The 26541-nt window shown below is 52.2% G+C and carries 26 protein-coding genes and 4 pseudogenes; 18 read left to right on the top strand and 12 right to left on the bottom strand.

Annotated elements, in window-relative coordinates:
• Positions 1-137 precede the first annotated feature (137 nt).
• Positions 138-725, top strand: a complete 588-nt coding sequence (locus tag HMPREF3142_RS01120; protein ID WP_022065835.1) for a TetR/AcrR family transcriptional regulator — start codon at positions 138-140, stop codon at positions 723-725.
• 26 nt (positions 726-751) lie between these two features.
• On the opposite strand, the gene HMPREF3142_RS01125 is transcribed toward HMPREF3142_RS01120, so the two are convergent.
• Positions 752-1528 carry a BPL-N domain-containing protein gene (locus HMPREF3142_RS01125; protein WP_016160704.1) on the bottom strand — a complete coding sequence of 259 codons (777 nt, stop codon included), beginning with the start codon at positions 1526-1528 and terminating at the stop codon, positions 752-754.
• Between the two features lie 493 nt (positions 1529-2021).
• On the opposite strand from HMPREF3142_RS01125, the gene umuD reads away from it, so the two are divergent.
• From umuD to HMPREF3142_RS01140, 3 genes are all read left to right on the top strand, one after another.
• Positions 2022-2441 (top strand): translesion error-prone DNA polymerase V autoproteolytic subunit, encoded by a 420-nt coding sequence (gene umuD, locus HMPREF3142_RS01130; RefSeq protein WP_008807676.1) that lies wholly within the window; start codon positions 2022-2024, stop codon positions 2439-2441.
• Between the two features lie 2 nt (positions 2442-2443).
• On the top strand, positions 2444-3706 hold the full coding sequence (gene umuC / locus HMPREF3142_RS01135) for a translesion error-prone DNA polymerase V subunit UmuC (protein ID WP_070611407.1): 1263 nt from the start codon (positions 2444-2446) through the stop codon (positions 3704-3706).
• Between the two features lie 263 nt (positions 3707-3969).
• A complete protein-coding gene (locus tag HMPREF3142_RS01140) occupies positions 3970-4212 on the top strand; it encodes a DinI family protein (protein WP_002901096.1) in 243 nt (80 codons plus the stop codon).
• A 170-nt stretch (positions 4213-4382) separates the two neighbouring features.
• Here the strand turns inward: HMPREF3142_RS01140 and HMPREF3142_RS01145 are convergent, their stop codons facing one another.
• The gene (locus tag HMPREF3142_RS01145) at positions 4383-5519 is read right to left on the bottom strand and encodes a glycosyltransferase family 9 protein (RefSeq protein WP_162550793.1); all 1137 of its coding nucleotides are present in this window, start codon (positions 5517-5519) and stop codon (positions 4383-4385) included.
• On the opposite strand from HMPREF3142_RS01145, the pseudogene HMPREF3142_RS29680 reads away from it, so the two are divergent.
• The 3 genes and pseudogenes from HMPREF3142_RS29680 (at position 5514) to HMPREF3142_RS01155 (ending at position 6833) form a co-directional block, all read left to right on the top strand.
• Positions 5514-5673, top strand: a pseudogene (locus HMPREF3142_RS29680) (hypothetical protein). The gene HMPREF3142_RS01145 and the pseudogene HMPREF3142_RS29680 overlap by 6 nt on opposite strands.
• Before the next feature lie 95 nt (positions 5674-5768).
• Complete coding sequence (locus HMPREF3142_RS01150) at positions 5769-6269, top strand: YbaK/prolyl-tRNA synthetase associated domain-containing protein (protein WP_008807680.1); 501 nt, start codon at positions 5769-5771, stop codon at positions 6267-6269.
• Positions 6270-6386: 117 nt separating this feature from the next.
• Entirely contained in the window at positions 6387-6833 is a 447-nt protein-coding gene (locus HMPREF3142_RS01155; protein ID WP_012542127.1) for a DUF441 domain-containing protein, read from the top strand.
• On the opposite strand, the gene HMPREF3142_RS01160 is transcribed toward HMPREF3142_RS01155, so the two are convergent.
• On the bottom strand, positions 6817-7611 hold the full coding sequence (locus HMPREF3142_RS01160; RefSeq protein WP_008807682.1) for an AraC family transcriptional regulator: 795 nt from the start codon (positions 7609-7611) through the stop codon (positions 6817-6819). The two genes, HMPREF3142_RS01155 and HMPREF3142_RS01160, sit on opposite strands and share 17 nt — an antisense overlap.
• Positions 7612-7717: 106 nt before the next feature.
• On the opposite strand from HMPREF3142_RS01160, the gene HMPREF3142_RS01165 reads away from it, so the two are divergent.
• Complete coding sequence (locus HMPREF3142_RS01165) at positions 7718-8893, top strand: CynX/NimT family MFS transporter (protein WP_162494479.1); 1176 nt, start codon at positions 7718-7720, stop codon at positions 8891-8893.
• 31 nt (positions 8894-8924) lie between these two features.
• On the opposite strand, the gene HMPREF3142_RS01170 is transcribed toward HMPREF3142_RS01165, so the two are convergent.
• Positions 8925-9617: a CTP synthase C-terminal region-related (seleno)protein gene (locus tag HMPREF3142_RS01170; protein ID WP_012968515.1), complete on the bottom strand. Its 693-nt coding sequence runs from the start codon at positions 9615-9617 to the stop codon at positions 8925-8927.
• 145 nt (positions 9618-9762) lie between these two features.
• Between HMPREF3142_RS01170 and HMPREF3142_RS01175 the strand changes: the two genes are divergently transcribed.
• Together HMPREF3142_RS01175 and HMPREF3142_RS01180 are read left to right on the top strand one after the other, a co-directional pair.
• A complete protein-coding gene (locus tag HMPREF3142_RS01175; RefSeq protein ID WP_012968516.1) occupies positions 9763-10272 on the top strand; it encodes a 2-thiouracil desulfurase family protein in 510 nt (169 codons plus the stop codon).
• Positions 10273-10276: 4 nt separating this feature from the next.
• Positions 10277-10615 (top strand): DUF488 domain-containing protein, encoded by a 339-nt coding sequence (locus tag HMPREF3142_RS01180; RefSeq protein ID WP_162493323.1) that lies wholly within the window; start codon positions 10277-10279, stop codon positions 10613-10615.
• Here HMPREF3142_RS01180 and HMPREF3142_RS01185 read toward each other — a convergent pair.
• Both HMPREF3142_RS01185 and HMPREF3142_RS27180 read right to left on the bottom strand, forming a co-directional pair.
• Positions 10605-10844, bottom strand: coding sequence for a putative hemolysin (locus HMPREF3142_RS01185; RefSeq protein ID WP_008807687.1), 240 nt, complete (start codon positions 10842-10844; stop codon positions 10605-10607). The genes HMPREF3142_RS01180 and HMPREF3142_RS01185 overlap by 11 nt on opposite strands.
• Positions 10845-11114: 270 nt before the next feature.
• Positions 11115-11393: pseudogene (locus HMPREF3142_RS27180) on the bottom strand (integrase core domain-containing protein); the annotation flags it as partial.
• On the opposite strand from HMPREF3142_RS27180, the pseudogene HMPREF3142_RS29685 reads away from it, so the two are divergent.
• Positions 11391-11694: pseudogene (locus tag HMPREF3142_RS29685) on the top strand (phage portal protein); the annotation flags it as partial. The pseudogenes HMPREF3142_RS27180 and HMPREF3142_RS29685 sit on opposite strands and share 3 nt — an antisense overlap.
• On the opposite strand, the gene HMPREF3142_RS30055 reads toward HMPREF3142_RS29685, so the two are convergent.
• The gene (locus HMPREF3142_RS30055; protein ID WP_267283788.1) at positions 11667-11789 is read right to left on the bottom strand and encodes a hypothetical protein; all 123 of its coding nucleotides are present in this window, start codon (positions 11787-11789) and stop codon (positions 11667-11669) included. The pseudogene HMPREF3142_RS29685 and the gene HMPREF3142_RS30055 overlap by 28 nt on opposite strands.
• 764 nt (positions 11790-12553) lie before the next feature.
• On the opposite strand from HMPREF3142_RS30055, the gene HMPREF3142_RS01190 reads away from it, so the two are divergent.
• Positions 12554-15064, top strand: a complete 2511-nt coding sequence (locus tag HMPREF3142_RS01190; protein ID WP_070611409.1) for an AlbA family DNA-binding domain-containing protein — start codon at positions 12554-12556, stop codon at positions 15062-15064.
• 606 nt (positions 15065-15670) lie between these two features.
• Here the strand turns inward: HMPREF3142_RS01190 and HMPREF3142_RS01195 are convergent.
• A pseudogene (locus HMPREF3142_RS01195) lies at positions 15671-17722 on the bottom strand (replication endonuclease); the annotation flags it as partial.
• Between the two features lie 155 nt (positions 17723-17877).
• Between HMPREF3142_RS01195 and HMPREF3142_RS01200 the strand changes: the two are divergent.
• The 4 genes from HMPREF3142_RS01200 to HMPREF3142_RS27200 all read left to right on the top strand — a co-directional run bounded on the left by HMPREF3142_RS01200 (position 17878) and on the right by HMPREF3142_RS27200 (position 19369).
• On the top strand, positions 17878-18891 hold the full coding sequence (locus HMPREF3142_RS01200) for a sensor domain-containing diguanylate cyclase (RefSeq protein ID WP_023297404.1): 1014 nt from the start codon (positions 17878-17880) through the stop codon (positions 18889-18891).
• A 57-nt stretch (positions 18892-18948) separates the two neighbouring features.
• Positions 18949-19050, top strand: a complete 102-nt coding sequence (locus HMPREF3142_RS27190) for a YoaK family small membrane protein (protein ID WP_004150782.1) — start codon at positions 18949-18951, stop codon at positions 19048-19050.
• Positions 19050-19124, top strand: coding sequence for a protein YoaJ (yoaJ, locus tag HMPREF3142_RS30150; RefSeq protein WP_004892898.1), 75 nt, complete (start codon positions 19050-19052; stop codon positions 19122-19124). The genes HMPREF3142_RS27190 and yoaJ overlap by 1 nt, the downstream gene beginning before the upstream one ends.
• A gap of 119 nt (positions 19125-19243) precedes the next feature.
• Positions 19244-19369, top strand: coding sequence for a hypothetical protein (locus tag HMPREF3142_RS27200; RefSeq protein WP_012542130.1), 126 nt, complete (start codon positions 19244-19246; stop codon positions 19367-19369).
• A gap of 59 nt (positions 19370-19428) precedes the next feature.
• On the opposite strand, the gene HMPREF3142_RS01205 is transcribed toward HMPREF3142_RS27200, so the two are convergent.
• From HMPREF3142_RS01205 to fraE, 4 genes are all read right to left on the bottom strand, one after another.
• Positions 19429-19692 (bottom strand): DUF2534 family protein, encoded by a 264-nt coding sequence (locus HMPREF3142_RS01205; protein ID WP_004203731.1) that lies wholly within the window; start codon positions 19690-19692, stop codon positions 19429-19431.
• A 130-nt stretch (positions 19693-19822) separates the two neighbouring features.
• Entirely contained in the window at positions 19823-20461 is a 639-nt protein-coding gene (gene leuE / locus HMPREF3142_RS01210) for a leucine efflux protein LeuE (RefSeq protein WP_004203730.1), read from the bottom strand.
• 89 nt (positions 20462-20550) lie between these two features.
• Positions 20551-21465, bottom strand: a complete 915-nt coding sequence (gene lpxP, locus HMPREF3142_RS01215) for a kdo(2)-lipid IV(A) palmitoleoyltransferase (RefSeq protein WP_008807690.1) — start codon at positions 21463-21465, stop codon at positions 20551-20553.
• Between the two features lie 657 nt (positions 21466-22122).
• Positions 22123-23166: a fructose-asparagine asparaginase gene (gene fraE, locus HMPREF3142_RS01220; protein WP_012542131.1), complete on the bottom strand. Its 1044-nt coding sequence runs from the start codon at positions 23164-23166 to the stop codon at positions 22123-22125.
• Positions 23167-23474: 308 nt separating this feature from the next.
• On the opposite strand from fraE, the gene HMPREF3142_RS01225 reads away from it, so the two are divergent.
• Complete coding sequence (locus HMPREF3142_RS01225; RefSeq protein WP_008807692.1) at positions 23475-24683, top strand: HD domain-containing phosphohydrolase; 1209 nt, start codon at positions 23475-23477, stop codon at positions 24681-24683.
• Positions 24684-24756: 73 nt separating this feature from the next.
• Positions 24757-26541, top strand: coding sequence for a sensor domain-containing diguanylate cyclase (locus HMPREF3142_RS01230; RefSeq protein ID WP_012542132.1), 1785 nt, complete (start codon positions 24757-24759; stop codon positions 26539-26541).

The raw sequence follows: 26541 nt of genomic DNA on the forward strand, positions 1-26541 counted from the left end.
AAAATAGATTTTCGTTATTTTGTTAATGCTATAAAAAACACAATGCTAACAGCTATCCCCGAATGTTGAACACGTGCAAGGTTTCAGAAATTATGATATAGTTCACGCTTTAATGGATAGTGATTAAGGTTGAAATATTGAAAACGGCCAATTTTTCTGAGTTGATAAAAATAGCTGCGCTACAACTGTTCAGAGAAAAAGGGTTTAGCAATGTCTCAACCCGTGATTTGACGCAGAAAATGAATATTTCCAGAAGTCATATCTATCACTATTATCGAGACTGGGAAACGCTCAAGAAATCCACTATTCAGTATATGTTTGAAAATGACATACAAGAATGTCATGCGTTTTTAAACGCGTCAGAAAAAATGAGCGCTAGTGAAAGAGTAAACCTCTATATCAGAACGCTGTTACCCGATGCACCTTCGGCACACTGGCTGCTCTACCTTGAACTATGGCCAATGGCAGCACGCGATGCGGATTATGCTAAATTAGTGCACGATCACTCCCTGCAATGGATCACTATTCTTGAAGGCATCATTAGCGTAGGGATGCAGGAAGGCGAGTTCCTTGCGGAAAACGCCGCTACCTCAGCCAGACAAATAAACACATTAATTGATGGGTATTCCAGCTTGCTGATCCTCGATTATTCAGAAGACAGACGCAGCATTTTTCTTAATGAAATATCTGAGCTTGCCTTTAAAATACTTAAAAAAGATTTCTGAGTGGGTGAAGCAAGGTAGCGTATCAGTTAACCCTTTTTTATATTGAGATAACTTAAAATACGCTGCATTTTACTTTCTGCCGTCGTATTCCCTGGCGCAGCGCTGTCTATCCAGGTCTCATCGGCTTCAGGATGTGGACCTGACAGGATGATGTTTCCCTTACCATACCGGTACTTACCAATGGCGATATCTCCATTCTTGTAGTAAGCGATCGGCTGGAATCCAGTACTTGAGATACTACTGTTGAGATAAGGCCCATCCTGGTAGTAAAAAGGCTCTTGTTTATTATTCCATGTCAGTTGCAGGGTATAATCGCCTTCATCAACGGCCTGCGAACCGGGTCTTCCCACCTCTGATTCTAAAGGCGCATCAATAAGCCCTATCCAGTCTTTGTCGGCAAGATAGGCTCCCATACAAAGACCAAGAAAGGATTTGCCACTTTTCACAAAATTGCGGATAGCCTCTGCCCCTTCATCACCCAGGGCTTGATAAGAGCCGGGTATATCCTGACCGCCGCCAGGTTGAATATAGAGATCGAATTTTTTCAGTGTTTGCGCATTTAATTTCAGCTTTTCTTTTTCGCCCACATAAGAAATGTGCAGAGGCAGACCTGTCGCGATCAGCGATTTTACCACCATTTCAGAACAACCCGGGCACCCGGCCTCCCCGCGATAAACGGCGACATTATAACTCTCTGATTGCGAGGACTTTGCCTGCACCGATGCGGTGAAAAAGGCGAAAGAAAAGGCAACCGTTAGTATTTTTGCTTTTTTAAGTCTGGTGCCCTGGAAAAAAATTTTCATGTCAGTAGATCCCCTGGTTATGTAGTGTCATGGTTAATCACAGCGTATCACTTTCGGATCCCGCAGATGATAAATATAAATTAGAGCAGTTGCTCAAATCTATCCTTGCCATCAAATTTGTCAAGCCATTTAAGTTAAAATAAATAATGTCTTTCCACACTGAAAGATAAAGGTGACAATATTTTATAAACATCCTCCAATGAAACATCCTCATACCCTTCGCTTTCTCAATAATATTAAATACTGAAGAGAGGGTGAAAAAAGAGTCGATCATGCTCCATGTAATACAGCGGTCGTCTTACCGGGCAAACGTCAACATTGGCGTACTGGTCGCGCTACACAGCGATGGCAGTTCAGCAACAACACCACATGGCATGTTTTACATAAATCATCATTATATTCATGCAGTTATAAAAACAACGTCACGTGCGCCTTGATCCATCAGCACATTCAATAATACTGTATATAAAAACAGTATTCGAGGATCGATACCATGCAGTTTACTCGGCCAACTGAGATTTCGCCCCCACTCATGCTCCCCCTCTTCTCCGAGAGGGTGCCCTGCGGATTTCCCAGCCCCGCTCAGGATTATGTTGAGGACAGGCTGGATCTCAATAAATTATTGATAAAACATCCGAGTGCTACCTACTTCATCAAAGTCAGCGGAGAGTCTATGCGTGATGCCGGCATCAGTGATGGAGACCTTTTAGTGGTTGACCGCTCACTGTCTGCCGTACATGGTGATATCGTCATTGCGGCTATCGCAGGTGAATTCACCGTGAAAGAACTTCGCACTCATCCTTTTTTACAGCTAGTGCCCCACAATCGCGATTACGCTTCCATTTCGTTTCATAATGCCGAAGAGTTAGAAATATTTGGCGTGGTCATTTTTAGCATTAAAGCGCATAAATAATTATGTTTGCCCTCGTCGATGTCAATAACTTCTATACTTCTTGTGAAACGGTTTTTCGCCCTGATTTAAAGGGGAAGCCTATTGTGGTCGTGTCCAATAACGATGGTTGCATTATTTCTCGCTCTGCCGAAGCAAAATCCCTCGGTATAAAAAATGGCGAACCTTTCTTTAAAATAAAAAATAACCCTTATTATTCCAGTGTTCATTTTTTCAGTTCTAACTATGCGCTTTATGCCGACCTCAGTGACCGTGTTATGCAAACGCTCACGGCAATGTCTCCGTCAATAGAAATCTACTCTATCGATGAAGCCTTTATTAATTTATCCGGAGTAATGAATTGCGTCCCCTTATCCACCTTCGGCCATGAAATAAGAACTAACGTATTGAAAAATACTGGCTTAACGGTGGGCGTAGGTATTGCGCAAACCAAGACATTAGCCAAGCTCGCTAACCATGCCGCCAAGACATGGCGCGGCACGGGCGGCGTTGTCGACTTATCCAATATTGTGCGCCAACGCAGGCTACTCGCCCTTGTCCCTGTTGAAGAGGTCTGGGGCGTTGGGCGAAAAATGAGTAAAAAACTTAATTTAATGGGTATTAATACCGCTCTGGATCTGGCTGAAAGCTCATTATGGGTCATAAAAAAGCACTTCAATGTGGTGCTGGAAAGGACCGTTCGCGAACTGCGTGGTGAGCCATGTTTTGAGCTACAAGAATTTTCCCCAAAAAAACAACAGATTATTTGTAGTCGCTCTTTTGGCAACCGGGTAACGCAGTATTCAGATATGCATCAAGCCATTTGCGCCTATGCTGAGCGAGCAGCAGAAAAATTACGCAGTGAGCATCAATTTTGCCGCTTCGTTAGCGTATTTGTCCGGACGAGTCCGCACGCCGTTAATGAAACATATTATGGCAATCAAGCGTCAATGAGGTTATTAACGCCATCGAATGATACCCGTGACATTATAAATTGTGCCACAAACTGCCTGCAGAGAATTTGGATTGATGGTTATCGATATATGAAAGCCGGTGTTATGCTTGCTGATTTCTTCAGTAATGGCATAGCGCAGCTAAACTTATTTGACGATAACGCGCCGCGCAAAAATAGTGCTGCGTTAATGGACGTTATCGACCAATTAAATCAATCCGGGAAAGGAAAGGTCTGGTTTGCCGGTCAGGGGATCGAAAAATCCTGGGCGATGAAGCGTGAAATGCTTTCCCCGGCTTACACCACCCGATATTCAGACCTGCCCGTCGCGAAATGAATGTACGCAGGTAATGACATCGCTTCGGGTGAAGGTCACTGCGTTTACCAGGCCTACGCAATCAGCGATAACGCCTTTGCAGCGCGGAAATCCCCTCCGCTCGTCAGTGAGGCCTGCCTGACCGCCGGCGGACGAGGTGCTGCTTTTGCGCGCAGCCCGTCTACCGCACGAGGTTGCGGATGAGCAGCACCGCGGCATTCGCTTGACACTGTACATTAATACAGTAAAACTATCGCCCGCGATCAGCATACAGAGGACAGAAGATGTTTGTGGAACTGATTTATGACAAGCGCAATTTTGCCGGGCTGCCGGGTGCCAGAGAGGCCATTCTTAACGAACTGACCAAACGCATGCAGCGCATTTTCCCGGAAGCGGAAGTGCGGGTGAAGCCGATGATGACGCTGCCGGCGATCAACACCGACGCCAGCAAGCATGAAAAAGAGCTGATCAGCCGTACGGTGCAGGAGATGTTTGAAGAAGCGGATATGTGGCTCACTGAAGAGTGATGCCGCCCGTCGTTGGCGGTGGCCATCTCTTTAAGAGCTTTCCCGGATGTGTCAGAGCTGCGGGCAACAGTACAATAGCGGCGGTTGCAGACTGGCAATGCAACCTTCGCTCACCTGCAGGCTCTTGCATACGGCCAGCAGGTGAGCCCTGCCAGCCTCCCCTCATCGCCTCACAGCGTCTCCGGTAGCGCCGCCATTATCCGATCCACCAGCTCGCGATGCTGATGGACCTTCCCGCATTTAACAATGATCTGCCTGGCATTGTCATAGCCCGGGGCCCACAGCCGGTTATTGAGCAGAACGTCCTTATAGACCGCGATCAGCGGTTTGTTCCACGCCGCCGCCATATGCACCACCGAGGTGTCCGGGGAGATAATCAGCTCCGCCTGGGCAATCAGCGCCATCGCATGGTGCAGCGTGTTAAACGGATTAATCACCACCTCCGGCGGCAGCGGGATGCGGATCTCACGCCGGTGATCGAGCAGAATAACCGCCAGCCCCGGATGGCGAGTCCGCAGCTTGTCGAGCAGTTCGGCCAGCTGCGTCTGGGAGAGACTCCGGTCGGCATGGCCGGCAAAAATATTAATCACTACCGCTTTTCCGCTCAGCGACGCCAGATACTGCGCCACCTCCTGCATAATCGGCCCGGGCACCGCCAGGTCGTAAGTGTCCAGAGCGCGGGTGTCCAGTTGGAGATAGTCGGCGATCAACGCGAACGTCTTCGTCACGTGCCAGCGCTGGCAGTCAAAATCAAAAGAGTGAGAGTAATGTTTAATCGATGGCCATTTATTAAACCCGAGTACTGATTTGGCTTTTATTTGTCGAAAAAGCCGCAGGCGATGCACGGGAATATCGAACAGCGAAGGGTCAATAATAATATCGTACTTATTATTAGCCAGTTCATTAATGACGTCGCGGGGAACGTTATGGTTAAATTTACGCAAAAAGTCAGCGGAATTGACCGGCTCAGCTTCATAAATATGGCGGATCCGCGGGTTATAGCGCATCACCTGGCTGTTAGAGGTCGTCAGTAGAAAATCAACGATATAACCTGACTGATGCAGGCATTTTACCAGCGCGGAATCCACCACCACATCGCCGACCGCCCCCTCATTGCGCATGAGTAAGACGGTTTTCGCGGACGACAAATCCACCGGCTGACGGCGTCGGCGGTCCCAGAGCGCTTTCGCCACTCCCACCCGCAGGGCATTACGTACTTTCTTAGTAAAGTAATTCCGCCGTCTGTTGAGCTCCCTTATTTTATTAAACTTCTTGCGTGGGGAACCCTGCATGGTTGCATCGTGCATCATCCTAACCTCATTACGGCAATTATTAATATTCTGTGTCGTCCGATAGAGACTGAGCGAAATAAAAAAAGTTCGATTGAAAATGAAAATCATTCTTTTTTTTATTTACAAAACTCATCTGCTGCGCCTGCGAGATTGCACCACAGCACTGTGAAGCAATAATGAGCGAATGGTGAATTTCCCGGCCCACCGTTGGCAGGCTGACGCAACAGCGCTAAGCTGGCGGCTTGATGATGTCAGGAGGACGCTATGCTTGAAGCAGTAGAAGGTAATATCCACCAGCGCCTGTGCGCGCTGCTCGACGAACACCAGGCGCGCTACCGGGTGATGGCGCACGACGCGGTCGGCCAGTGCGAAGCCGTCTCGGCGATCCGCGGCACCGCGCTTGGCCAGGGCGCAAAAGCGCTAGTCTGTAAAGTAAAAGGAAACGGCGTCAACCAGCATGTGCTGGCGATCCTCGCCGCCGATCAGCAGGCCGATCTCGCCAGCCTGGCCCGACATATCGGCGGCAGCAAAGCCTCGCTGGCCAGTCCGGCGGAAGTGGATGCCCTCACCGCCTGCGTGTTCGGCGCCATTCCCCCCTTCAGCTTCCATCCGGCGCTGCGGCTGGTGGCCGACCCGCTGCTGTTTGAGCGCTTTCCACAAATCGCCTTTAACGCCGGACGCCTGGACCGGTCGATCATTCTCGATACCGAGGATTATTTACATATCGCCCGACCGGAGATCGCGACCTTTCGCCGCCTTAGCTAACCGGGCATCCGCCCTGATTTTCGCCGCATGGCGTGAAAATCCTGTTTATTCACGCCACGATGCGTAGAGTAAGCGGGATATTTTTTGGCTTTCTTTTTTTGGCAAGGACCTCTGTACATGTTTGATACCACCCTGTTGATCCTGCTGGGCCTGGCGGCGCTCGGCTTTATCAGCCATAACACCACCGTAGCGATCTCTATCCTCGTGCTGATTATCGTGCGCGTTACACCGCTGAATACCTTCTTTCCCTGGATTGAGAAACAGGGGCTGACTGTCGGGATCATTATTTTAACCATCGGCGTGATGGCGCCTATCGCCAGCGGTACGCTGCCGCCCTCGACGCTGATCCACTCCTTTATGAACTGGAAATCACTGCTGGCGATTGCGGTCGGGGTGTTTGTTTCGTGGCTCGGCGGGCGCGGTGTCTCCCTGATGGGCACCCAGCCGCATCTGGTGGCCGGGCTGCTGGTCGGCACGGTACTCGGCGTCGCCCTGTTTCGCGGCGTCCCGGTCGGACCGCTGATTGCCGCCGGGATCATCTCATTGTTTATTGGGAAGTCGTAGCCAGGCTGCCGTGATAGCGGCCCGGCGTCTGTCCGAGTCCTTTTTTAAACATGGTGATGAAGGCGGTGGTGGAATCATAGCCCAGCGCCTGAGCCGTTTGCTGCACCGTCTGCCCGCGGATCAGCAGCTGTAGCGCGAGGATCAGCTGCAGCTGATGGCGCCAGCGGCGAAAGCTCAGCCCCGTTTCGCGCACTACCAGGCGGGCCAGATTGCGCTCGCTCATCGCAAACACCGCCGCCCACTGGCTCAGGGTCTGCCAGCGCGCCGGATCCTCGGCCATCATCGTCACCATCTGACGAATTTTCGGGTGGTTTGATACCGGCAGCTGCAGGTGCTCCTGCGGCTGCCGGGGCAGCTCATCAAACAGAACCTGCACCAGCCGGGCCGTGGCAGGGGCGGCCAGCAACTCCCCGCCGCGTTCCGCCAGGGTGAGGATCAGCTCCCGCACCAGTGGGGAAATCTTTAACGTACAGCAGCGGTCCGGCATCGGCGCGGCGCCCGGCTCGATGAACAGGAAACACACCTGGGCGCCGGGGGTGGCGCGGTTACTGTGGGAAAGCTGTCCCGGGACCCACACCGCATACTGCGGCGGCACCATCCACATCGCGTTCTCCACCTCGCAGGTCAAGGCGCCGTGCAGGGCGAGGATCAGCTGCCCCTTACGGTGAGAATGCGCCGGAATATACTGCTCCGCCTCCACCACCTGAATACGAAAGGCAATGGCCGATTCGTGGCCACTGTCCGGCTCATAACCATCCAGACCCAGTCCGATCATTATGTTGTCCGATATTAGCGATAATCTGTCATTTTAGCTTGATTTAAACAGAGGACAAAGTCGCTATCGTAACCACCTCGTTAGTTACCTTGAGAATGATATGTCTTCTGTGATCTCCTCTACCGGCCGCCGCCCCGCGCTGCTGATTGCCGGTATCTTGCTCATCGCCACCACCCTGCGCGTGGTCTTTACCGGCGCGGCGCCGCTGCTGGACGCGATTCGTAGCGACTATGGCCTGACCACCGCGCAGACCGGGCTGCTCACCACCCTGCCGCTGCTGGCCTTTGGCCTTGTCTCGCCGCTGGCAGCAGGGGTTGCCCGCCGGTTCGGCATGGAACGCAGCCTGCTGCTGGCGATGCTGCTGATCTGCGCCGGCATTGCCCTGCGCTCCCTGCCCTCCGCTGCGCTGCTGTTTATCGGCACGGCGGTGATCGGCTGCGGTATTGCGCTGGGCAATGTCCTGCTGCCCGGGCTGATTAAACGGGATTTCTCGCAGCATGTCGCGCGGATGACCGGCGCCTATTCCCTGACGATGGGCGGCGCGGCGGCGCTCGGCTCGGCGCTGGTGGTTCCCGTGGCAATGGCCGGATTCGGCTGGCGCGGCGCGCTGTTGCTGCTGATGGTCTTCCCGCTGCTGGCGATCCTCAGCTGGCTACCACAGTCCCGGCACCGGGCGGAGGCGCCATTGACCGGCTCAGGCGCCATGCATAATCGGGGGATCTGGCGGTCGGCGCTGGCCTGGCAGGTGACGCTGTTCCTCGGCATCAACTCGCTGGTCTATTACGTGATTATCGGCTGGCTGCCGTCGATTCTACAGAGTATGGGCTATAGCGAAGCGCAGGCCGGCTCGCTGCATGGCCTGCTGCAGCTGGCGACCGCCGCGCCAGGTCTGGCGATACCGTTGATCCTGCATCGGCTGCGCGACCAGCGTGGGATCGCGGTGCTGGTCGCCCTGATGTGCGCCATCAGCGCCGCCGGGCTGTGGCTGCTGCCAGGGCTGGCGATCGGCTGGACGCTGCTGTTCGGCTTTGGCTCCGGAGCTACCATGATCCTCGGCCTGACGTTTATCGGCCTGCGCGCCAGCTCGGCGCACCAGGCCGCGGCGCTGTCAGGGATGGCGCAGAGCGTCGGCTATCTGCTGGCCGCCTGCGGGCCGCCGCTGATGGGTAAGATCCACGATGCTAATGGCGACTGGCATATTCCGCTGCTGGCGGTGGCGCTGATTTCGCTGGTGATGGCGGTCTGCGGCGCCCTCGCCGGACGTGACCGGGAAATCCATTCCTGAAGATGACCGGCAGCGCCCGCTGCCGGTGGGTTTATTGTGCCGCGGCGCGAATCAGCGCCTGGACCAGCGGCGAGGGACGCCCATCCAGCGCGTGGCGTTCATGCTGGAACAACGTGGCGACAAAAAACGGGTGCGTCACCAGCTCGACGGCGCGGATCTCACCCTCTTCATCCCAGCCGGTGACGCGCAGATCGCCCTGTTCCAGCTCTCCGGCAAACGCGCTGTCCACCCCGTACCGGCAGTGGTAGCCCTCTTCAATGCTCTCCCGGCCATAGGCGCGGGCAATCAGCGTATTCGCCCGCAGCTCGACGACGGCGGAGGTCTCCACCAGCGAACAGCTAAGGGGAGCGATCACCATCCGCCCTTCGCTGTCAGTTTCCGCATGACCAGCATCCTGCCAGCCGAGCACGTTACGGGCGTATTCAATCACCGCGTGCTGAAAGCCGCCGCAGGTGCCGAGGAAAGGGATGCCGTTTTCGCGGGCATAGCGGATCGCAGTAAAGGCCCCCTGCGGATGACGATACGGGCTACCGGGAACGACCCAGACGGCATCGTACTCGGCCAGCGCCTCGCCGGAGACGATCGACGGGGTGGCGAGCCAGTCATATTTCACCGGCTGCTCCAGCACGGCGGCAGCATCGTCTATCGCCAGGGGAATGGCCTGGTGGGCAACAATATCGGGGTGATAATCGCCGACGAGGGCGAGGCGTAAAGGGGTTTTCATAGCAGGTTCCTTATGTCTGGACGAGACGAGCAGCACAAGGCACGTCAGGATAGCGATCCCTCCAGTGGAACACAATCCTTATTTTCGCCCCACCGCCCCCGCCGGCGGGTAAGGTATACTGGAGCAAGCGTGAAAGGGAGAAAGGATGAAAAGTAAGCTTTTGGTCAGCGCCTGCCTGATGGGATTCCAGGTGCGGTATAACGGTAGCGAGAAGGCACAGCTGGCGGCGACGCTGTCCCGCTGGCAGCAGACGGGGCGGCTGGTGATCCACTGCCCGGAGCTGGCGGCCGGTCTGTCCACGCCCCGTCTGCCGGCGGAGATCGTCGGCGGCGCAGGCGGAGATGTCCTTGCCGGGCGGGCGCGGATCGTGGAAAGCGACGGCCGCGACGTCACGGGACATTACCAGCTGGCCGCCTGGCTGGCGCTCAGCGCCGCCCGGGAAGCGGGCTGTCAGGCAGCGTTACTCACCGATGGCAGCCCTACCTGCGGCAGCCAGTTTGTCTATGACGGCTCCTTTCGCGGACGACGCAAAGCGGGCGCCGGGGTCGCGGCCGATCTGCTGCGCGCTCACGGCATCACGGTATTTTCCGACGGGCAAATCCCGCAGTTGCTCGCCTGGATGGCACAGAGGGAGCAGGATGATGATTCAATGTAAACGGGTGTATGACCCGCAGGAAAGCAGCGACGGCTACCGGGTGCTGGTCGACCGTCTCTGGCCGCGGGGGATTAAAAAAGAGGCGCTGGCCTGTGATGAGTGGTGTAAGGCGTTAACGCCTTCCGCTGAGCTGCGAAAAGCCTTTCACGGCGAGGCGATCGATTTCGCCCACTTCAGCCAGCGCTATCGCCAGGAGCTCGACACCCATCGTGAAACGGGCCTGCGGCTGGCGGCGCTGGCGCAGCGCCAGCCGTTGACGCTGCTGTACGCTGCGAAGAACACCGAGCAGAATCATGCCCGGGTGTTGGCCGCCTGGCTGGCGGCCCTGCCGGTTACGATTTAGCCGGATGATCCCGACGCCACAGCGCCCACTCGTCGAGGGTTTCGCCGCTGGGTAGTTTGCACTGGGTGCTAACGCCCTGCGGCGTTTGCACCGGCACCCGGGTACCGCCGGATTGCTGACAGTACACCGACGCGGGATTGGCCATGCCGATGGTTTTCGTCGGCGCGGTGGACTGCGGCTGGGCACAGCCGGCTAATACCAGTGGCAGAATAGCCAGTAACTTTTTCATCGTTTCTCCCTTTCCTGAATGCCCGGGGATTTTAGCCTGAATCTCCACGTTTTCTCCATCTTGCCTGCACTTTTCCCCCGTAGAGTAGCCCCTGTTCTCGAACTGACCAGAGAACAGATCATTCCATAATCAATGAGTTTTTCCCCGTCGCCCCCGACGGGGCTTTTTTTTGGTCTTTAATAAATTGAAATAAAAGGATTTATTTCAAAAGTGTCCACATATTGACCCTGACCCCGAATATGATCCAGTCGTAATCAGGAATAACCGGCTTCATGTTGGCTGCATATTCTGCCAACCGGCAGACTTCTCTGCGAATTCTGATGACGTCATCCAGCCCAGTGCAGAATGGGGACGGCACTCGTTATAATCCTGCCACCAGTCATTAATCGCTTTCCGGGCATGAAGAATATCGCTGAACCAGTGTTCATTCAGATACTCATCGCGAAAGCGTCCGTTAAAACTCTCAATAAATCCGTTCTGCGTTGGCTTACCTGGCTGGATAAGCCGTCGTTCCACACCATGCTCAAAGGCCCATTGATTGGTCGAGCGCGCGGCGGTGGAAAGGATGGTGTCAGATCCTGCCGTTTCAGCAGATCACGGCGAAAGATGAGTTTATCAACATTAAGAACGCCACCTGGGCGACATACACACGGCACACCATATACCACCGCAGCTGATTGGCACCATGCCAGAGGGAAACGGATCATTTGGGGACATCGTAAAGGCCGCCAGGGTCTACGCCATCAACGAGCTGACGCCCGTAATGGAGGCGCTGAAGGTGGTGAACGAGTGGATCGGAGCAGAAGTGATCCGCTTTAACCCTTACGCGTTGCTTACCCCTGAGAAATAACCGCCATAAAATTCAGTTTCTTTAAACAATATCAGCCATTTATAACAGGCCAGCGTTTTGCTGGCCTCATCTTTTCTGCTTAAAGAATCCCACATCAGCGCCCCTCTGCGCGTCGCTGCTTTTTCCCTGCACAAGGCATGCCTCCAACCAAAACGACCGCTCACCGTGACGCAGAAACCGTTAAATTGCGTATTCTGCCGCCTTCCCTACCATGACCCGTTTGCGGGGGCTTGCCCCCCGTCACCTGCGCGCAACGATCCTGTCGTTTTTCGTGCATGCACAAAATCGGTCACAGACCGAGCCCTACATGGGTTAAAGGGGATAAAATGTATCAAAAAAGTTGTGTGAGTTTGTGCACTATTGTGCATCGAGTTATATATGAATACTGACATTCAAGCCATAGCTTGAAAAAGATTATAATTCAACCCCATACGTCAATACTCGAAACCATGGCAACGTGATGCCAATAAACAATCTCACAACGCGTGCTTTTAGCCAAAAGCTGGCAATGCACTAGATGTAAAAACGGTCTAAATCTATCAGAATCAGGCTCACCTCCAATGATACCTAGATAATTTTTCTAAACGTATCAAGCCTGTATAAAAACACAGTAAAAATTACAATTTTAAACGTTCTATTAACTCGTCTTATTCACCCGGCATTAGATTCTGTGTAGGCTCTAAAGCATTGTATTTTAAGGGTTTTATCGAGTATAGCTGTATTATGTAATAGCTACGTTGAGTGTAAAATCCAGGGATTTTCTGATTGCATTCTTGATTATTTTTTGTTCCTAGGTGATATTGATTACGGTGATGAATATAACGATTTGAGAACTCTTGCAGATATGAGGTATTGAGAAATGGAAATTGAAATAATTAAAAATACAGTTAGTGATATGATTCTTGATGGAAAAGTATCTTCAGATGTTCTCAATACATTTATCAAAAGTAATGGTTCAGTATTACCCTTAGAAAGTATTTTGTGGGATTATAAGGTTGAGTTCGACGACTCACCACACGGATTAAAGAAAGCTCTAAAAAGCATCGTAAGCTTATACAATACGTATGGTGGGTATATAATCTATGGAATAAATGAAAAAATTAAAGACACCGAATTTGAGGTTGTTGGAATCAATGAAAACCATATAAATCAACAGAAACTAAGAGGGCAATTTGATAAGTATTTTGGCAAGCGAATACCACTGGTTTATCAAGAAATATTGATATTAATCAATGGAGCCAACGTCTTGCTTGGATTGTTGTACATTCCAAAGAGAAAAAGTTCAGAACGATCACTCGCCCCTATAACTGATGCAAAAGATGATAATTCAAAGTTTATCCTTGAAAAAAGCGCAGTATATTTTAGAGCAGAAGATGAATGTAAAAAAGTTATTAGCACAGAAGATTTTGTTTTTATCTCCAGTCCAAGAATCTTTGGTGAGAAATCTTCTCAGCGCAAAATCCCGAGTGTTTTCATAGATCATAACCTACCGGATAAATCGTTTATATGCCCGGTCTTTGTAGGCCGTTTTGGGATTTTAAATGAATTATGGGCATGGCTAGCAGATGAATTGCAACACTCCAAAGTATTAGCTGCCGATGGTGGTAAGGGGAAAACCTCTATAGCTTACGAGTTTTGTCAATTATTGATTACAAGTAGAGTTGAAGGTATCGAGCAAATCATATGGTTAACTGCAAAAAACAAACAATTTAAAGCCGTTTTTAATGAATATGTTTCTGTTCCCGAAACCCATTTCAATGATATGTATTCTCTACTAAAAGAAATATGTATAAGAACTGGAACGTTAGAAAAGACACTTGAAGATTTATCTTTAATTCAATTAACTAAACTAGCTAAACAAAATCTCAAAGAATACCCTTCATTTATTGTAATTGATGATGTTGACTCGAGCACTCCTGAAGAACAAAAACGAATTTTAGAAATGGCACGTACAATTTCTTCAGAATCTTCAAAAATATTATTAACAACCAGGGTTAATAGTATTTACTCTTTGGACTCATCAATTTTGATACCTGGTATGTTTGGCGATGAATACAAGGATCTTATTAATACTTTATGTGAGAGGCTCAAGTTACAAAAACTTAATGATAAAAACATAGAAAAACTTGAAAAAGCCTCAGAAGGGTCTCCTTTATTTTCAGAATCAATATTAAGATTATTCAAACAAGGAAGTTCAATAGATTTAGCAATAACTGATTGGACTGGAAAAAGTGGTGAGGCTGTACGAGAAGCTGCTTTAAAGAAAGAAGTTAGTGAATTATCTCTTGAAGCAAAAAAAGTTCTGGTCACTGTTTGCACTGTAGGTTCTTGTTCGAAAACTGAAATCCGACAGCTTACTGATCTTGAGTACATTGACATAGGTAACGCACTCCAAGAGCTTGATCTATTATTCTTGCTGAATAGCACACCATTCATTGAATCAGAACCGCGATATGAATCCTCCTCATCAATCAGCTATCTTATTTCAAATATGATTAGTGAGATAATACCGGAGGCTAATAATTTTTTAAGTAAAATTAGAAAAGCATTTCACGGCCTGCAATCCAACTCTAGAAAATATCATCCCAGAGTAGGTGAAGCTGTACGCCAATGCAATGCATTACTAAAAAGTTTACGATTTCCAGAGGCAAGAGAAACATTACAGAGTTTAATTAGTGATCCAGAATTCAAAGAAAACAAAGATTTGTATTATTTATCTGCATCAATAGAATATTCCGATCCTAATTCTGAGCCAAAATCGGTGAGTCATGCTTTTCAGCAAGCTTATATCAAGGGGCAAAGGAAACAACAATTTTTTGAACAATGGTATGATTTTTCATTGAAGAATGAATCAAACTCAACAGTTTTGGACATATGTAAAAACGCCATTAAATCCGGTACAAATGACTTCCGATGGGCTGACCGATATATCGAAGTCACTGACAAGATCATTCCAACCGTTATTAATAACAATAAAAAGAAGGAACTATTGATTGATTCTTACAAGATACTAATTGCTTCCAAAAGCAGTCGAGGCTATGGTTTCAATAGAGAAAACTTTAAAGTGAAATCACAAAAACTTCTGGAGCAAATTGTTCATATTTTAGATCTCACACAAGATGTCAAAACCAAAGCTAATATTATATTATTTGCACTAGAAAATGGAGACATGAGCTCTTATACACTAATGAATTTGATTGATATTTCCAAAATTTTCAGGGAGCGCTGTGTAGATGATGATTTTCTACTAGACAAAATATTTAATGCAATCACATCAGCAATTGATTCACTCAAGCAACAGGATTCACAACGTCTTAACATAATCGAAGGTTTAAATGATGAATTATTAAAGCACGCAAAGGGGAAATAATATAAACAATTGCCTGACAGTTTTTATTCTATAAATTATCAGGCCATCTGTATATTTTTTCAAAATGAAATCAATGGTTATATTATGAGTTCGGATAGAAAACTCGCGATATTCATTTCCTGTTCTTTTGTCCCCCAAAGAGTACAATCCAAGCCCTGGCGTCCAGCTTACTGAGCATGATAGATAATGCCCTACTGGATTATCTATCATGTGACCTACATCGACCTTATTGTGCTTTTTCAACGTATTATATACATTCCGAACCTGAACATCTGAATTATCCAGATCAGAACTGCGCAACTCTCCATCGTGAGTAGCATAATGCATGCGATCGCCATACCGTATGCGTTTACCCTCAAGTAAATGATTAACCTGAGATTCACTTAGTTCGATCCCAATAGATAAAGCAAAATCGCGCAATAAGACTTTAAGCGGAGAATAATTGCGTGATTCTACGTGGCCCTGCGCTTTTTTCTTGTTATAGCTCACACCTGTAACTCTTCTCAGTACAGTCCGGCGCTCTTTTGCGGGTAATTTACTCACATCAAGCGCTCCCGTTCCTTCACCAGGGGTCATTATCTCGGGTGTAGCAACGTCAGTTAACATCTCTTTTTTGCTGATTTTATGGTTTGGGGGACAGTTATCGCCACGAGTCCAAGGGGCGACGGGGTCACCCTGGGCAGCGCTTTCGGCGCCTGGATTAGCGTGAGCCTTCTTCACCATCTTACATGTATGGACGTGCGTGCATATCTTGTTTTCCTTTGCGGTGATTGGCGACCAAATGCCATAAATATGAATCCCGTGATTGTCATCGGTTACTGGTTCTGCGGTCGGTTCGTAGGCGGTATGAATGAGGTGATTTTTGCGAGGAACAAATACACCAGCCTGCTTCATGATGTAAGTTGCAAAACAGCCAACATCAGCAGCAAGCACAGCATCCAGTTTTGGAGCCATAAGTACCGGAGCACCCGGTTTGCTGGTTTTCGTTACACGAGTAGCCTGCGATGCGAACAATCGTAACTCGCGGTACGCCTGGCGGCCTGGAATCCCAAAAAAACGAAATTGTTGAACACGCTGCAACGATGCCCACGCAGTGACGTGCTCGGCACTATCACGTAGTGATTTACCCGTCTCCTTGCTGACGGTGTCACCCAGCCCACGCCCATCGATGTTTTTACTGACGTACTTTGCAATATAACTGGCCGGAGTCCCCTTTCGCGGGTCTATCAGCTTTGACTTGAAACGAGCGCCAGTGTTATTGCCAAGTTCGGCGCGATCTTCTCGGATAGCGAAACGACGCAGCAGCTCTGTGATTGCACGTCGATGTTTTTTGCGCATAAAACACAATAAATGCCAGTGCACAGTGCCATCGTGATGTGGTTCGGCTACGCGGACGCCGTACCAGCGCAGCTCTTTTTTGTGCATTGCCTTACGGAATGCCGCAAACGTATCAACCAGATAGTCGCTGCTTTTCCTAACTGTCGAGTGATCTCATGTAGGGTTAGGCTTCCCGTTCATCAGTGTGACGTGGTACTTAGAAGGACAGGTGATGGTATATAACATGGCGCAGTCGCCACGCATTTCAGCTATCAATTCCAGGCCTTTAACACAGGCCATCATCTCATTACGACGGTGCGCTGGATTGCTGGCACTTGCAAGCACCACATCCTCCATGCTGAGCGTGTCGCCATCTTCGTTAATCAGATCATGGTTGCGGAAAAAATCCATCGCCTTACGGCGTTGTTCCCGCTTCTGCAACAGAATGTCATGGCTGACATAAGGTGATGCGTGCCAATGAACAAGGCACGCTACCCGAAGCAACTCTTCCCGCTATTCGTTGCGGAGTTGCCACAGCTTACGTTGCCACCAGTCAGCACAACGCATACGGGCAAGCGCGCCCGGTATCAGCTCGTAGTTAATCGGGTTGCGGCGATTATGTTTGCTGCGGAGCGCTTCATAACCCGGCGGGATAACATCGAGGCGTGACACTTCGGCCGCCACACGACGATAGAGCTCCAGTATTACGATGGGAGAAGCTAATTCATCGGTCAGCATCTCACCGCAAAGCTGGATAAAAATCATATCAATGTGCGCTGCGACCAGCGTTGAAAGCCGCTTAACCTCCCGCTGATTCAGTTCAGCAAGTCGAAGGAGTTGATCAAGACTATCCCTGCCAGCCATGGCCTGGAATGACAGCGACGCCTGGTTAGTACGGACCTTGTCAATCCTCACTAATGAGGGAGTAATGACCTCATTCAGATAGGTAGGCAAATGGCGCGGATCTTCTGATTTTTCCAAATACTTAATCCTTGTTTCCAGCGGCTTGCGCAGGAAACCAGGCAAGCTGGCGACGTCATCACGAATCAGGGTAAGAGGATCAACACGATGGAGTTCTGCATGTCGCTTAGCTTTCTCAATCAGCGCATCATTCAGTTCGTCATAGCGCCAGGGATCGCAATGTGCAACAGAAAAGAGGCACTCTTCTGCTGCACGACTCATTGCTTCAGCCTGCTCGCGTTGATCGCTTTTATCCTGCTCATAAAGCGCAATCCAGACGGCCAGCGCAGATGGTTTCCGTGCAGGCACATCAACAGCATAAGGGTTTACTGGCTGCTTTCTGGCATTCCAGCTCCATGCCAAGGATGTGGAGTCAGGCATAACGCACCCGACGGGGCTTTTTTTCCTGCCGCGTGGACAAGTATTCCCCAAACAGATGTGATAAATTTAAAAATATCACTGTTTATTCGACGCTGATGTCCGTTTGCAGCCCATTATGCTGGGGTGACGTTTGGCGTGCTGGAGCTGTATTATTCATGTCAGATTTTATTCTTGCCCGGGTGTCGCAAACCCTCGCTGCGGAACAGTCCCTGGAAACCCTGGTGCGCCAGCTGCTGGAGATGCTTGAGGCGGTGACCCGAATGGAGTCCACCTATCTTACCCGCATCGATATCAACGCCCAGCGGCAGCAGGTAATGTTCGCCCATAACAGCAGCGAAATGCAGATCCCGGAAGGTTTTTCCGTCCCCTGGGATGAATCCCTGTGCAAACGCGCCCTTGAGGATCAGTGCACGTTTAGCAACGACGTGGCCCATCGCTGGCACTCCTGCATCGCCGCCCAGGAGCTGGGGATCGCCACCTTTTTAAGCATTCCCGTCCGCCTGGCCGACGGCTCTCTGTTCGGTACCCTCTGCGCCACCAGCCGACAGAAGCAACCTTATAATCTCGAAGGTGAACAGGTGATGGGCCTGTTCGCGAAGCTCATTTCCCACTACGTGGAAAAAGACACCCTGGTGCAACAGCTGCAGGCGGCTAACGTCGCGCTGGAGCTGCACTCGTCGACCGATGAGCTCACCCAGCTTCCTAATCGCCGTGCGCTGTTTAAGCAGCTGGCGCTACGCTTTGCCTCCGCCCGCGCCCAGCAGCAGCAGGTCTCGCTGATTTTTATCGATCTCGACGGTTTCAAAGCCATTAACGATCGGTTCGGTCATCCGTGCGGCGACAGCTTTCTGGTACAGGTCGGCGAACGACTCACCGCCGTCGCGCGCCGTGAGGATATCGTTGGCCGCCTTGGCGGCGATGAGTTTTTGATCGTCGGTAGTGCCCAGCAACCTGCCGCGCAGCAGGCGTATGTCACGACCCTGCGCCAGGCCCTGTGCGGCGTCTACTTCCTCGGCGAACAGCGTATCGACTATGAGGGCGCCAGCTTCGGGGTGATCATCTGCGATCCGCAGAGTATCGATGTTGAAGCGGCCTTACGCGCCGCCGATGAGGCGATGTACCAGGATAAGAAGTCCCGCCGTCAGGAGAATTTCATTCATATTGACTAAAGTACCGCGATATCCAGTATCATGCAGGGCATCATTCGTGGGTACAGGGACACTATCATGAAATTGGGTATTCTTTTCCCGGTGGCGATCTTTATCATCGCCGTCGTCTTTCTCGGCTGGTTTTTTGTCGGCGGCTATGCGGCGCCAGGTGGGGCATAATGAAAAAAAGCACCATTATTATGCTGGTTGTCGCCATCGTGGCGGTGGCCGGCAGCCAGTTCGGCTGGTGGTGATCGCGGCGGCGATATTGCGGAGTTATCCTATCCCATCAACAAGTTAACCCTTTACACTCACGTTATCCACCGCGGCATTCTCTGCCCCGGGGAAAGCAGAATAGCGGGAGAAGTAAGGGATGAAAAAACCGATCGTGTTACCGTTGATTATTGCGCTGTGCACGCTGTTATCGGGATGCATTATTGACGATGGGTACCACGCCCATCGCCATCACCACCATCATCACTATCATGACGATGATTAATCCTTCAGGCTGTTGATGGGCCGATAAGACAGGGCGAACCATGGTTCGCCCGTTGACGCTTAATCCTGGCGCTCATCGCCGAGGAAAATAAAGCCGAGAGGAATAGCGAAGAGCGCGGTAAAGACAATGCTGTAAACCGTCACCATCGCCCCCTGCAGGAAGAACATGGACGTCGTCCACTCTGAGTACGGCATATTGTACTCGCTCACCACGCCCCCGAAGGTCGCCCGCCCCACCACCGCCAGCGCGATAGCAAACACCGCCGCGAGCGACAGACAGTATTTTTTGCAGTTTTTATTGCTGAGGAGTTTTTGCAGAATCATCGGGGCTTCCTTTTTGCTGAGCGATAAACGGCTGTATATGTAACACCAATGCAATAAAAAATGAAGGGTTTTTGTTACAGGGCAGAATAAGAGACGGCGGGCCGGTCAGCGGGTAACCGGCCCGAGGGGATCAGGACTGCAGGGTAGCCAGGCGCGCGGCGAACCCAACGAAAACCAGACCAATCAGGCTGTTGCCAAGTTTGGCCAGCTTCTTGCGGGTTTTAACGTAGCGGGTGACAAACGAGCCGGAGAGGATCAAAAAGCTCATATAGCAGAAGCTAATCACCTCGAGGGTCAGCGCCAGAATAAAGAACGCCACGCCGGGCGCTTTGGCGTTGACATCGATAAACTGCACGAAAAACGACACATAGAACAGAATCGCTTTCGGATTGGTCAGACTCAGGGTCAGAGAGCGCTTGAGGATCGCGCTCGCCGGCTCCGCGCTGGCGTCGGCCTGGCCATCGCGCTGGGTCAGCACCGCGTAGAGCATTTTACCCCCCAGCCACAGCAGGTAGATCGCCCCGAGGTAGCGGACGACGTTAAACAGCACCGGCGTGGTCTTAATCAGCGTCGCCACGCCGGCAAAGGCCAGAAACATCAGCACCGCGTCGCCAATAAAGACGCCCGCCGCTGCCAGATAGCCTTTCTTCACGCCGTGGGCAATGCCCGTCTTCAGCACAAAAAACGTATTAGGGCCAGGGACGAGAATGATAAACACCGCCCCGACCAGGTAGGTCAAATAATTCAGAACACCAAACTCAGCGAACACTTTGCACTCCTTCGCGCACGACTAAAACATGATCCGGCTCACGTTACCCCAACTGTCGGGATTTTGAAAGCGCAGCCTGTGCGGGAAGGTTAATAGACGGAAGGTTCACCCAGCGGGCGGGTTTTAAAACGACGGTGCACCCACAGATACTGCTCGGGGGCACGCAAAATCTCGCGCTCGATCACCTTGTTGATATAGCCGGCAGCGATCTGCTTATCTTCACCCGGATAATCATTCATTACTTCGCTAATATGCAGGCTGTAGCCCTGGCGATCCAGCTTGCGCACCATACTGATACTCAGCATTTTCGCACCCGATAAACGAGACAGAACATAGGTGCCGTTGGTGGTCGCCGCCTGTGGGACGGAGAAAAACGGCGCAAACACGCTGCCCTTAGGACCGTAATCCTGGTCGGGAGCAAACCACACCGCTTCGCCTGATTTTAAGGCATGCACCAGACCGGTCAGGTTGTTGCGATCGATCATCGCTTTGTTCGAACGCAGGCGACCACGGGTTTGCACCCACTCCATCAGCGGGCTGTTGTGCGGACGATAAGTGGCCATCATTGGACGGCACAGCCCCATCGCGCGCCCGCCCAGCTCCAGCGACATAAAGTGCACACCGACCACCATCACCCCTTTGCCGCCGCTAAGCGCATGATTAAGGTTGGCAAATCCTTCGACATCAAACCATTTTTTGACCCGCTCGTCGCTCCAGAACCAGGCCATGCCGGTTTCGATAAGCCCCATTCCCAGCGACATAAAGTTTTGATCGATCAGGGTCTCGCGCGCCGCCGGCGACATGTCCGGGAAGCAGAGCTCAATATTGCGCCGGGCGATATGTTCGCGGCGTTTGAGAAAGCGTCGGGAGAGGCGACCCGCGCTGGTGCCAATAAAATGCAGCAGCGGATAAGGCAGTTGCACGATTAACCAGAGGATGCCGAGCCCAAACCAGGTCAGCCAGTTGCGCGGGTGTAAAAGTTGTTTATTAAATACGCAGGCCATGATTTTTCCTGTAAACATTAATTATGTGGTAACGCTTAAGGAAAACAGAATCCATTTATCATCATTAGGCGGTACGTACAGCAAGTTCGACAATACTAATCCGCTGAAATTCCCTCCGGCAAGTAAAAAACAACTTGCTGACAAAAAAACATAATTGCGGCACAAATGTTACCAAATGTAAACTTAAATCTTATCCTCTTCTTAATATATTCATCGTGCATATCATTTTCACGCTAATCATCAGCGTTACTAACAGGCATAACCGAAACCCGCCGCGAGAACGCCTTGTCTGCCGGGGACTGAGCCCGCTCAGCCACGTGGCCCGCAGCCTGCCCGCGTCCACAAGATCGTCGTCTGTACCGCGAAAGAATTAAAGCACTCCCGCTTCAGAGTGAAACATTTTTTATCCGTCGGCATAAGGAATATTAAAATCGCCTTAAGGGAATAATTAAGAATAGACTTATTTAAAGATGCTTTAAAAATAAGCGTCTTGCCAGTTGTTTGCACTTTAATACCGCCCTCACCCGCCGTAAAAAAAATATTTCTTTACGCCTTATACGCATAAAGCGCGGCGTTTAGCGCGGACAGTGACCCGACATCGGGTCACTGTGGGGCAAACCGCAGCGAAGGCGTGAGCGACGCCCTGGCCGCAGAGGATCAGTAGGTGTGGAAATATTGCTGGATCAGCTGTGGATCTTTCGTTTGCGTCAGCGCAGTCATCAACAGAATACGCGCTTTCGCTGGGTTGAGGGAGTCGGACACCAGCCCAGGCTGGCTGTCATCCGGCGGCACGACGCCGCTGCCGGTACGGGAGGCGCGAACCACCACGATGCCCGCCTGCTGCGCTTTTTTGATGCCCGCAGCGCTACGTACCGACACCGACCCCGCCCCGGTTCCGGCGTAGATAATACCGTCGGCATGATGGGCGATCGCCGCGTCGTACATATACTCCGGGTCGTCCTGATAACCATAAATGATCACCACCTTCGGCAGGGTCTTCAGCTGGCGGACATCGAACACCGAGCGCAGGGTGTGAATTTTATCCACGCGCGTCTCGAACTGGGGTTTTCCGCCCACCACGACGCCAAGGTAGCCCTCCTCCGGCGCCCGGAAGGTATCCAGCGAAGTGGCATTGGTTTTGGTGACGAAGCGCGCCGCGCCGATGCGGTCGTTCAGCACCACCATCACCCCGCGCCCCCGGGCATCAGGATCGGCGGCGACCGTGACCGCTTCCAGCAGGTTCATCGGCCCGTCGGCGCTGATCGCCGTCGCCGGACGCATCGCCGCGGTAAAGACCACCGGCTTGTTGCTTTTGACCGTCAGGTTGAGGAAATAAGGGGTTTCATCGAGGGTGTCCGTGCCGTGGGTGATCACCACGCCATCGACATCATCCCGGGCCAATAACGCATTCACCCGCTTAGAGAGTTCCAGGATAATGTCGCTGGTCATGTTCTCACTGCCGATATTCGCCACCTGCTCGCCCTCGACATGAGCGATTTTACTCATTTCCGGCACGGCGTTAATCAGCGTCTGCACCCCAATCGCCCCGGCTTTATAACCCGTTGTCTGGGTATTGCTGGCCGCCGAACCGGCAATTGTCCCGCCGGTGGCTAAAATGACAATATGCGGTAGACGCGTCTCGCTAAATGCCAGACTGCTCATCGTCAGTAACGCAATGGTAAGTAATGCTCTAAAATTCATACAGGTCACTCCCTTCATAGACATTAATCAAACTAACGCTTGCTTAATGCAAAGGGCTTGCCAGAATTTATTTATTTTTTGGGGGGGAAATGGTTAACTATCAGACAATAATAAGGTTCTCGCATCAACATCGCCCAAATCTGGTGCACGGCAGGCTCTGAATCGGGCAGCGCTATGAACCTGATACATTCTGGGTATTAACCTGTTCAGCAGCCAACTACACAACACGCATTGCGATCAGATTATCGACACTTCCGTCACCCGCGAGGTCATTTTTGCCCGCCAGGTAACGCGTACGGAGAACAGAAATGCGTATTGCCCTGAAATCAGCGCTAATGCTGACGACCAGAGTCATTCAGATCATTAACCCTGAACTGCACCGGCATATGCAACGAACGGCCTTAATCGCCCTGACGCTGGCGCAAAGGCTGGGGCTGCCTGCCGAGCGGCAGCAGACCATTTTTTGCGCCGCGCTGCTGCACGATATCGGCGTGCTGGGAGATAAACGCACCATTCATTCGCTGGATGCCATCGATAACATCCACGATCCGCATCAGCGCCAGGGGGCGGCGATGCTGGAAGGGTTAGTGACCTTTCTGCCCATTGTCCCCTTCATTCGCGATCACCATTTTAGCCCGGACCACCGGGGTAGCCGCGAACAGCATATTGTCTATTTCGCCGATGCCTTTGAACGGCTGCTGCCTGCCGGGAGTCACGTGGCTGGCTGGCCCACACGGGCGGTGGTGGAACAATTCGTCTCCCTGCACCGGGAGATCGATCCGCCGCTGTGCGATATGCTGTGCGAGGTCGCTGAAAATGCGAACTTCTGGCAGCACCTTCATCCCGGCCATATTCAACGGCTGCTGGAAATTATTGGTCCCATCAACACGCTGTATCTGGATATTCATGGTCTGAAAGATATCTGCCTGCTGATTGCCAAAATTGTCGACACCTACAGCAGCTTTACCGCCACCCATAGCATCATGGTGGGGGAAATCGCCCGCCAGCTTGCCCGCTGGATGCAACTGCCGGAGCCCATCTGCCAGCAAATTCAGATTGCCGGCTATCTGCACGATATCGGCAAGATCTCTATCCCGCTCTCCATCCTCGAAAAAGAGGGCGAACTGGATGAGGACGAACTGAACCAGGTGCGCGAGCACAGCTATATGACCGGCGAGATCCTCAGCGACTACAGCGAGCTCGGCGACATCATTAACTGGGCGTCGAATCACCATGAAAAACTGGACGGCAGCGGCTACCCTCTGCATCTCGAAAAAGATCATCTGACCCTCGCCGACCGTATTATCTCTATCGCCGATATTTTCACCGCGCTGACCGAAGATCGCCCTTATCGTAAAGGAATGGCCTGGCAGGAGGCCTTACAGATTATGGAAGCGGATGTTATAAATGGCGCTCTGGATAGCGATGTCTTTCTCGTTTTGCGCCACCATGCGGAAACGCTGCACGCCATCATTCTTCAGACCCTCGAACACCCCCGCAGCGAGCACCGCCCCTGAGGCAGGCCGCCGTCATGGCGGGGGGCGAGTTCTATAATTAAAACAGCTTCATCTGCATGCAAGGAAATACAGGGTGAGAATCGCCACCATCACCAACTGGGCTTACGGGATCACCGTCGGCCTGACGCTGGCATCCGGCAGCGCCATGCTTATGGCCTCCAGCGCCGACCGCGTCGAACGCCAGGCGGTACAACAGCGCCAGGTCTTTGATACCCTCTCCGACGAGGTGGAAAACGACGCCTGGGCGCTGTCTGACCTCGCCCGACTGTACGTGGTTAAGCCTTCGCCGGAGACGCTTACGCAGTATCAGCAACTGCAGCAGACCGACAAAAGCATTGAGCAGCGGCTGGCCGGACTGAAAGATAACGGCGCCAGCCGCGAGGAGCTGGCGCTACTCCAGGATGGTCTGCGGATCGCCGATGAGCTTCAGGATGAACAGCAGGCGGCCCTGACGCATGTCGCCCGCGGCGATGCGCCAGCGGCCATCGCGGTGCTGTACGGCAAAGCGTATGAGACCGAACTGGAGCGCATGCAGACGCAGATCGATCGCTTCCGTCAGATGCTTGAGCATCGCGCCGCCATCGCTATCGACCAGGCCACCGAGCGCTCGCGGATCTGGCGTACGCTGTCGGAAATCATGGTCGGCCTGACCGCCCTGATGTTTTTGTTTGTCCTCGGCTTCATTCTCAAACGCCGGGTGTTGTACCCGGTGGTCCGTCTGAGCGACGTGGTGCAGCGTCTCGCCTCCCAGGACTATGCGGTGGAGACGCCGCACTTCACCCAGGTGGATGAGATTGGCGATATGGCCCAGGCGATCCGCATTTTTCGCGAGAACGGCCTGGCCCGCCAGCAGCTGGAGCAGCAGCGCGACGCCGACTGGGCGATCCGTGAACTGCTGGCGCGTATGACCCAGCGTCTGCAGGGCTGTGAAACCATAGAGGATGTGATTAAGGTGGCGGAGCTGTTCGCGCCGAACATCGCCCCGACGATCCCCGGTAAACTGTATATTCTGGATACCGATCCATGGCAGATGCGCTGCGTGGCGCAGTGGCTGTCGCCCGCCGGGGAGACGACGTCCTTTGCTCCCGACGACTGCTGGGCGATACGGCGGGGACTCAGCCATCCGCCGGTACAGGGTGAGCCCGATATCACCTGCTATCATCTGCCGGAGGCGCACGCCGGCCAGTCGCTCTGCGTACCGCTCATCGCCCAGGGCGAAGCGATCGGTCTGCTGAGCTTTCAGAACGTCACCGCCAGTGACGCCCCTTCCCGGGCTTACCTGGAGCTGATGGCCGAAGCGCTGGGGCTGGCGCTCGCCAATCAGCGTTTACGCAGCGCCCTGCTGGAAAAAGCGTTGTTCGATTCGCTGACCGGCCTGCGTAACCGCCATCATCTTGATGAAGCGCTGCACTCGCAGATGGCGCTGGCGGTCCATACCCACACCCCGCTGAGCTGCCTGATGATCGACATCGATCACTTCAAAGCCATCAATGACCGCTACGGCCATGAAGCCGGGGATCTGGTGATTAAGAGCGTCGCGACCATTGTGCAGCGCGCGGTGCGCGATATCGGCATGGCTTTCCGCTACGGCGGCGAGGAGTTTTTAGTGCTGCTCCCCGGGATTGACGAAGCCGGGGCGCACCAGTGCGCCAGCGAGATCTACACCCAGGTGCACAATATGACGCTGCGCGATGGCCTGACGGAGATAGGCCAGGTGGATGTGTCGATTGGCATCGCCAGCTACCCGCAGCACACCCAAAGCGACAGCCTGCTGCGCGCAGCGGACGCCGCGCTGTACCGGGCGAAAGAGCTGGGCCGTTCAAGGATTGTCAGCTTTGGCCGCCTGAAGACCCGCTAA

Source organism: Klebsiella sp. HMSC16C06, assembly GCF_001808325.1.
GTDB lineage: Bacteria > Pseudomonadota > Gammaproteobacteria > Enterobacterales > Enterobacteriaceae > Klebsiella > Klebsiella variicola.